Here is a 6932-nt window from a genome sequence, read left to right on the forward strand (position 1 = left end):
TTTCGTGTCAGTTTCACCGTATCAGCCAGTATGAGAAAGTACGCAGGTCCCAACCGTATGCCCGATATCCAGCACGAAGCGCACACTACCACGACTCCGACCGACACCTCGGATAACCTCGTCCTCATAGGTCTCGACGTCGGCTCGACAACCGTCAAGGTCGTCGCCATCGACTCCGCATCGCGCCAGGTCATCCGTTCCAGCTACGAGCGCCACCATGCCCATCAGGCAGCCTGCGCCGCCCGGGCGCTCCGTCGCGTGGCGCCGGAACTCACCGGCCGCCCGTGCGCACTTGCCGTCACCGGATCGGGAGCCGCGCCGATCGCCGAGGCCTGCGGCGCCCCGTTCGTGCAGGAAGTCGTCGCCGGTGCCGCTGCGGTCCAGTCCCTCTACCCGCAGGCGCGCACCGTCATCGAGCTCGGCGGCCAGGACGCCAAGATGATCTTCTTCAAGACCGACCCCTACCACGGTGCCTCGCGCGTGGACGACATGCGCATGAACGGCACGTGCGCGGGCGGCACCGGCGCCTTTATCGACGAGATCGCCTCGGTTTTGGGCGTCCCCACGGAGGAGTTCGAATCGCTCGCCGCGCACGGCACGACGGTCTACGAGATCTCGGGCCGCTGCGGCGTGTTCGCCAAGACCGATATCCAGCCGCTGCTCAACCAGGGCGTCGCGAAGGAGGACATCGCGCTGTCGACCTTCCACGCCCTCGTGAAGCAGACCATCGGCGGACTCGCCCAGGGTCTCGATATCGAGGCCCCCGTCGTGTTCCAAGGCGGTCCGCTCACCTTCAACCGCACGCTGGTGCGCGTGTTCGCCGAGCGTCTGGGGCTCGACCCCGACCAAGTCATCATCCCCGAGCACCCCGAGACCATCGTCGCCCGCGGCGCCGCCCTGTGGCTCGAACGGGCTCTCGCGACCGGAGAGGGCGGCGAGATGTGCAACCTTGACCAGGTCGCCGCAGCGCTCGACACGCTGGCGCGCACCCCGCGCTCGCACCGCTCCCGCACCCAGGCCTTTTTCGCCTCCGATGAGGAGCGCGAGCGCTTCGTGCGCGACCATGCCTTAAAGCCAATCGTCGCACCCGACCTGCCGCGCGGCACGACGCTTCCCGTCTTCGTGGGCATCGACGCCGGCAGCACGACCACCAAGCTCGTGCTGCTCGATATGGACGGCGTGCCCGTCGACTCGTTCTACTCGTCCAACCAGGGCGAACCGATCGACGTCGCCCGCGAGGCGCTCATGCAGATCGAGGACGCCTACGCAGCGCGCGGCGTGACCCTGGAGGTCCGCGCGCTCGGCACCACCGGGTACGGCGAGCAGCTGTTCGCGCGCGCGTTCGGCGCCGACTACCACACCGTCGAGACCGTGGCGCACGCCCGCGCCGCACTCGCCTTCGAGCCCGACGCGACGTTCATCCTCGACATCGGCGGCCAGGACATGAAGGCCATGTGGGTCGAGGACGGCATCATCACCGACGTCATCGTCAACGAGGCTTGTTCGTCGGGCTGCGGCTCGTTTCTGGAGAACTTCGCGCGCTCGCTCAACATCCCGGTCACGGACATCGCGCGCACGGCGTTCTCGTCGAGCGAACCCGCCGCGCTCGGCAGCCGCTGCACCGTCTTCATGACGAGCAGCGTGATCTCCGAGCAGCGCGACGGCAAGACCCCCGCCGACATCATGGCGGGCCTGTGCCGCTCCATCATCGAGAACGTCTTCACGAAGGTCGTGCGCGTGCCCAACATGGATGCACTCGGCGAGCACATCGTGGTGCAGGGCGGCACGTTCGCCAACGACGCCGTGCTGCGCGCCTTCGAGCAGTACGTGGGCCGCACGGTCACCCGCAGCCCCTACCCCGGGCTCATGGGCGCCATCGGCGCCGCCCTGCTCGCCAAGGAGCAGGTGGAACAGGATGGCGACCGAGCACAGGGCGCCGCCCGCTCCTCGTTCATCGGCTTTGATGCCGTACGCGAGCTCGCCTTCTCCCGCGAGGGCAACGTCACCTGCCCGTTTTGCACGAACCACTGCGCGCGCACCATCATCAGCTTCTCCACGGGAGAGCGCTACGTGACCGGCAACCGCTGCTCGCGCGGCGAGGTGCTCGGCGACCCGCATGACGCCGAGGTCCGCGAGCGCGCCAAGCGCGCCGCCGCCACCGTCTCGCGCGTGCCCAACCTCTTCGAGGAGCGCACGAAGCTGCTGTTCGCCCAGCCGGAACTCGACCAGATCCTGCCCGAGAGCGGCATCCGTATCGGCATCCCGCGCGTGCTCGCCGTCTGGGACGCCGCACCGTTCTGGATGGCGCTGCTCGGCTCGCTCGGCTTCACGGTCGTGCTGTCCGACATGAGCACGCATAAGATGTATGAGAGCGGGCTTTCCGCCGTGAGCTCCGACACGGTCTGCTTCCCTGCGAAGCTCGTCCACGGGCATATCCGCAACCTCGCCGACAAGAAGGTCGACCGCATCTTCATGCCCATCATCACCACCGTGGCGCCCGAGGGCACCGCGGCGACAGCCGAATCGATGTGCGCCGTCGTCAAGGGCTACCCCATGGTCATCCGCTCGTCGGACAACCCCACCCGCCGTTTCGGCATCCCCTTCGACGCACCGTTGTTCCACTGGTACACCGTCGAGGACCGCGAGCGCCAGCTCGTCCAGTACCTGGGCTCGACGTTCGACATCCCCGCCGACGCGACGCGCCGCGCCATCGCATGCGCCGACCGCGCCCAGGCGGCGTTCCAGGATGCCCTCGAGCAGCGCGGTGCGGAGGTGCTGCGCCAAGCACAGGAAGCGGGTACGACCGCCGTCGTCCTCGCCGCGCGCCCCTACCAGACCGACCCGCTCGTGAACCACAACCTGCCCGGCATGTTCATCGAGCAGGGCGTTCCCGTGCTCACCGCCGACTCCGTGCCCGGCATGCGCGAGGTGGACCTCACGCGCAGCCGCCTGGATATCACCAACAACTATCACGCGCGCATCCTGTCGTGCGCACTCATCGCCGCACGCACCGAGGGCCTCGAGTTCGCCCAGATCGCGAGCTTCGGCTGCGGGCACGACGCCTACCTGGCCGATGAGGCCGCCCGCCTCATGCGCGAGGTGTCCTCGAAGCGCCCGCTGCTGCTGAAGGTCGACGAGAGTGCCGCCGAGGGCGCGCTGCGCATCCGCGTGCGCTCGTTTCTGGAGACGACCCGCATGCGCCGCGCCCGCGGGGATAACGGCATCGATGACGCCCGTGAGCTGCCCGATCCCTATCCGGTCAAGTTCACGAAGGTCGAGCGCTCCACCTACACGGTGCTCGTGCCCAACACGTCGCACGCCTTCTCGCGCCTCATGGCGGCCGCCTTCGCCAAGCAGGGCCTGAAAACGGTCTCGCTCGACCTCGGACGCGAAAACGCCATCCGCCTCGGCAAGCGCTATGTGCACAACGACATCTGCTTCCCGGCCCAGATCGTCATCGGCGAGGTGCTCGACGCCCTCATGAGCGGGCGCTACGACCTCGACCACACCGCGGTCATGATGGCGAAATACGTGGGCGACTGCCGCCTTACGCACTACTCGGCGCTGCTGCGCAAGGCGCTCGACGACGCGGGCTTCCCGCAGGTGCCCATCATCACCAACGACACGACCGACGACCACAACCTGCATCCCGGCGTGAAGATGAGCCTCGCGACGGCGCTGCGCATCGCCTACGGTCTGCCGATGATCGACGCCCTTGAGGAGCTGCTACGCAAGATCCGCCCCTACGAACTCGAGCCGGGCGCTGCGGACCGCGCGTTTGAGATCGCCCTCGACCACGTGATGGAAGGCATCAAGACCCACGGCGTGCGCGGCGGGCTGGCCGGCTTCAAGCGCAGCATCCAGGTGATGTCCGATGTCGCCTACGACCGCAGCCACCTGCGGCCGCGCGTCCTCATCGTGGGCGAGTACCTGCTGAACTTCCATCCCGGTGCCAACCGTGATATCGAGCTGTACCTCGAGCGCAACGGCTTCGAGGTCATCGAGGCGCGTATGACCGACGTCATCCGCAAGACGTACTTCTACAAGCACGCACAGGTCCGCGAGTACGGCATCCACAAGCCGCTCGCCCAGCGGACCGAGTGGGCGGTCTCCGATGACGCCTTCGAGTTCGCCCAGTCCGCAACCGACCGCATCGCGCGGCGCCACCCGCTCTACGAGCCGCCCGAGCGCATGGGCGAGCTCGTCCGCGCAAGCGACGACATCGTGCACCATACGTTCGACGCGGGCGAGGGCGTGCTCATCCCGGCGGAGATCTTGCACCACGCGCAGCGCGGGTGCCGGGCGTTCCTGATTCTGCAGCCGTTCGGTTGCCTGCCGAACCACATCGTGGGCCGCGGCATCGTGAAGAGCCTGAAGGAGCGCTATCCGGACGCCTCCATCCTGCCGCTCGACTACGACCCCGACACGAGCGTGGCGAATATCGAGAACCGCTTGCAGATGCTCATCATGGAGGCGCGCGAGCAGGGTTAGCCGCGTCCTGAGGCGCACCTGCACGGAAAGGGCCCCGGTGGCTTTACGTTTGCAACGTCCTCGCGCTTCGCGCTGCGGAATGTTGCAAACGAAAAACAACCGGGCCCCTCCTGTGATTGCGGCGTTTCCTTGCCTTACATCCTCGAGGGCCTACTTTCGGCGCTCTTGCTGAAGCGCTCAACCTGGCGGATGATGGCTACAGGTGTCGTGACCTCTTGGTCTACTGGGAAGGGCTCCAAAAAAGTGCTGAACGTGGCACCTTCTCGTTTGCTCGATAGAAAAAAGCCGCTGGCATCGTTGGTTGCACGATGCCAGCGGCATATCTTTTTGAATCTGATTCGCAGCGCGGCGCTATGCGGCGATGGGCTCGGCCAGGACCGTGCCCACCGGGAAGGCGCGGCGGAACACCCAGCGCGACAGCGGACCGGCGATCAGCAGGTTCCACGGCAGGGCGGCCACGAAGTTCCAAGGGATGTTCCCGATCCACGTGGGCAGGATCATCGAGGGGTCGCCCACATGCGTGAAGGCCTCGAGGGCGCCGTAGAGCGACATGAACAGCACCATGGGGAACACCATCATCGTGCTGATGGAGAGTGTGATGGCACGCGGGCTGCTCTTGCCCGGCGTCACGAGGAAACGGAACGCGAACCACTTGGCGAAACGGCTGGCGACGAACACATCGAGGAGCATCGCCACGATGTAGGCAGGCGGGAAGCCGACCCACGCATCGACGATCGTTTTCAGGCTGAACTCCCATCCGTTCACGCGCGCGACGTTGTAGATGGACATCCAGAGCACCATGCAGAAGCACATGATGATCGTGAAGATGAGGCTCTCGCGCTTGTTGGTTGGCATGTGTTAGAAGGTCCTTTCTCGACGGTTACACAACACCGCCGCTCACAACAAAACAGGCCGGCGTACCGATTCGCGCGGGCACGCCAGCCTGAATATGTACCGTTGTGAGCAGCTGTATGGATTAGCCTAGCAAGGATTCTCCGTCCTCGTAAGCGTTTTGTTTGTGAAGACGAGTCGCCTACCGGCGCTTGTTCGCGCGCATCGCCGCCAGCAGGGCGTTCGCCATGCTGCTCATGGGCATCGTCTGCAGCCAGACGGTCCCCGGGCCGGTCAGTACCGTGTTGAACACCCCTTCGCCGCCGAAGAGCAGGTTCATGGCGCCGTGCACCATCTGGATGTCGAGCGTCACGCTCGCCGTGAACCCGAGCACGCTGCCCGTGTCCACGACCAGCTGCTGGCCCGGCCCCAACTCGTAGTTCATCGAGGTCGCCGTCGACCTCGATGAACACCGTTCCGTATCCGGACAGGCGCTGCATGATGAACCCCTCGCCGCCGAAGTATCCGCCACCGACGCGCTGGTTGATGTGGGGCGACACCTTCACGCCCGCCTCAGCCGCCAGAAAGCCCTCCTTCTGCACAATGAAATCACGCCCCTGGGCGATGCCGACCGGCAGGATTCGTCCCGGGAAACTCGATCCGAACACGATCTTGCCGGGCTGGCGCGCCGTGTAGACGTTCTGCAGAATCTGCTCGCCGGTGAGCATGCGCCCCAGCACGCCCTCGAGCCCACCTGCCTCCGTCGTCATATCGATCCACGGGTCCATCCACACCATGGATCCGCGTTCGGTCTGCATCCGCTCGCCGGCGTCGAGATAGCACACCACCACCGGGTAGGCCTCGCTCATGATCTCGTACCGCATCGCGTCCCCTTTCTCGCGCACGCCGTCCCCGCGCGACGCCTGGGGCACACTATACGCGCAATCCATATACTATCAATCTTTTATATAGTAAAAATTATATATGTTAGATATGTGTTGGTAGTTCATAAGGGGTTTGCACAAGAGAGGGCTGAACCTGCCCGCCGCAGGTACCTGACCTGGCGGTTGAGCCGGTGTTCAAAAACCGACCCATGCGGGTATAGTCTCATCGTCCGGATTCGCCCCCGCTCATAACGAAAGGACCATCATGGACATCAAAGCACTTACCGATCAGGTCACCGGCGCGCTCAGCAACAGTCCTGAGGCCATCAAGGATTTCATCTCCGATCCCGCCTCCGCTATCGAAGGCATCACCGGCGAGCACCTCGAGGGTGCCGACCTTTCCGGCGTCGTCGACAGCATCAAGCAAACGGTCACAGGCGGCGGCCTTGAGCTGCCCGAGGGTCTTGACCTGTCGAACCTCGACCTGTCGGGCCTCGCCGAGAACCTCGGCGGCATCGCCGGCGGCCTCACGGAGGGTCTGGGCGGCGTGCTCGAGAACACCCCGCTCTCAGGTATCGCCGAGGGCCTCGGGGGTCTGTTCGGAAAGAAGCGGTAGCCTCGCATTCCTATCCATATCAATGCAGGCGGCCGGCCGTTGCAAGCGCAGCGGCCGGCCGCCCTTTTCAGGGCGCCCCTCTCTGCAGGAGGGTTTCCGCGTCTCCCCTC

The 6932-nt window shown here is 65.5% G+C and carries 4 protein-coding genes and 1 pseudogene; 2 read left to right on the top strand and 3 right to left on the bottom strand.

Features of this window, described 5'->3' with window-relative positions:
* The first annotated feature begins 57 nt into the window (after nucleotides 1-57).
* Nucleotides 58-4491 (top strand): acyl-CoA dehydratase activase, encoded by a 4434-nt coding sequence (locus H6A21_RS07835; RefSeq protein ID WP_204562192.1) that lies wholly within the window; start codon nucleotides 58-60, stop codon nucleotides 4489-4491.
* Nucleotides 4492-4842: 351 nt separating this feature from the next.
* Here H6A21_RS07835 and H6A21_RS07840 read toward each other — a convergent pair whose 3' ends face one another.
* The 3 genes and pseudogenes from H6A21_RS07840 to H6A21_RS11320 form a co-directional block, all read right to left on the bottom strand.
* A complete protein-coding gene (locus H6A21_RS07840) occupies nucleotides 4843-5346 on the bottom strand; it encodes a DUF2798 domain-containing protein (protein WP_204562193.1) in 504 nt (167 codons plus the stop codon).
* Between the two features lie 178 nt (nucleotides 5347-5524).
* A complete protein-coding gene (locus tag H6A21_RS07845) occupies nucleotides 5525-5767 on the bottom strand; it encodes an AIM24 family protein (RefSeq protein ID WP_204562194.1) in 243 nt (80 codons plus the stop codon).
* Between the two features lie 40 nt (nucleotides 5768-5807).
* Nucleotides 5808-6272, bottom strand: a pseudogene (locus tag H6A21_RS11320) (AIM24 family protein); the annotation flags it as partial.
* Between the two features lie 199 nt (nucleotides 6273-6471).
* On the opposite strand from H6A21_RS11320, the gene H6A21_RS07855 reads away from it, so the two are divergent.
* Nucleotides 6472-6822 carry a hypothetical protein gene (locus H6A21_RS07855; protein ID WP_204562195.1) on the top strand — a complete coding sequence of 117 codons (351 nt, stop codon included), beginning with the start codon at nucleotides 6472-6474 and terminating at the stop codon, nucleotides 6820-6822.
* The last annotated feature ends 110 nt before the right edge of the window (nucleotides 6823-6932 follow it).

Source organism: Collinsella tanakaei (genome assembly GCF_016902615.1).
Lineage (GTDB): Bacteria > Actinomycetota > Coriobacteriia > Coriobacteriales > Coriobacteriaceae > Collinsella > Collinsella tanakaei_A.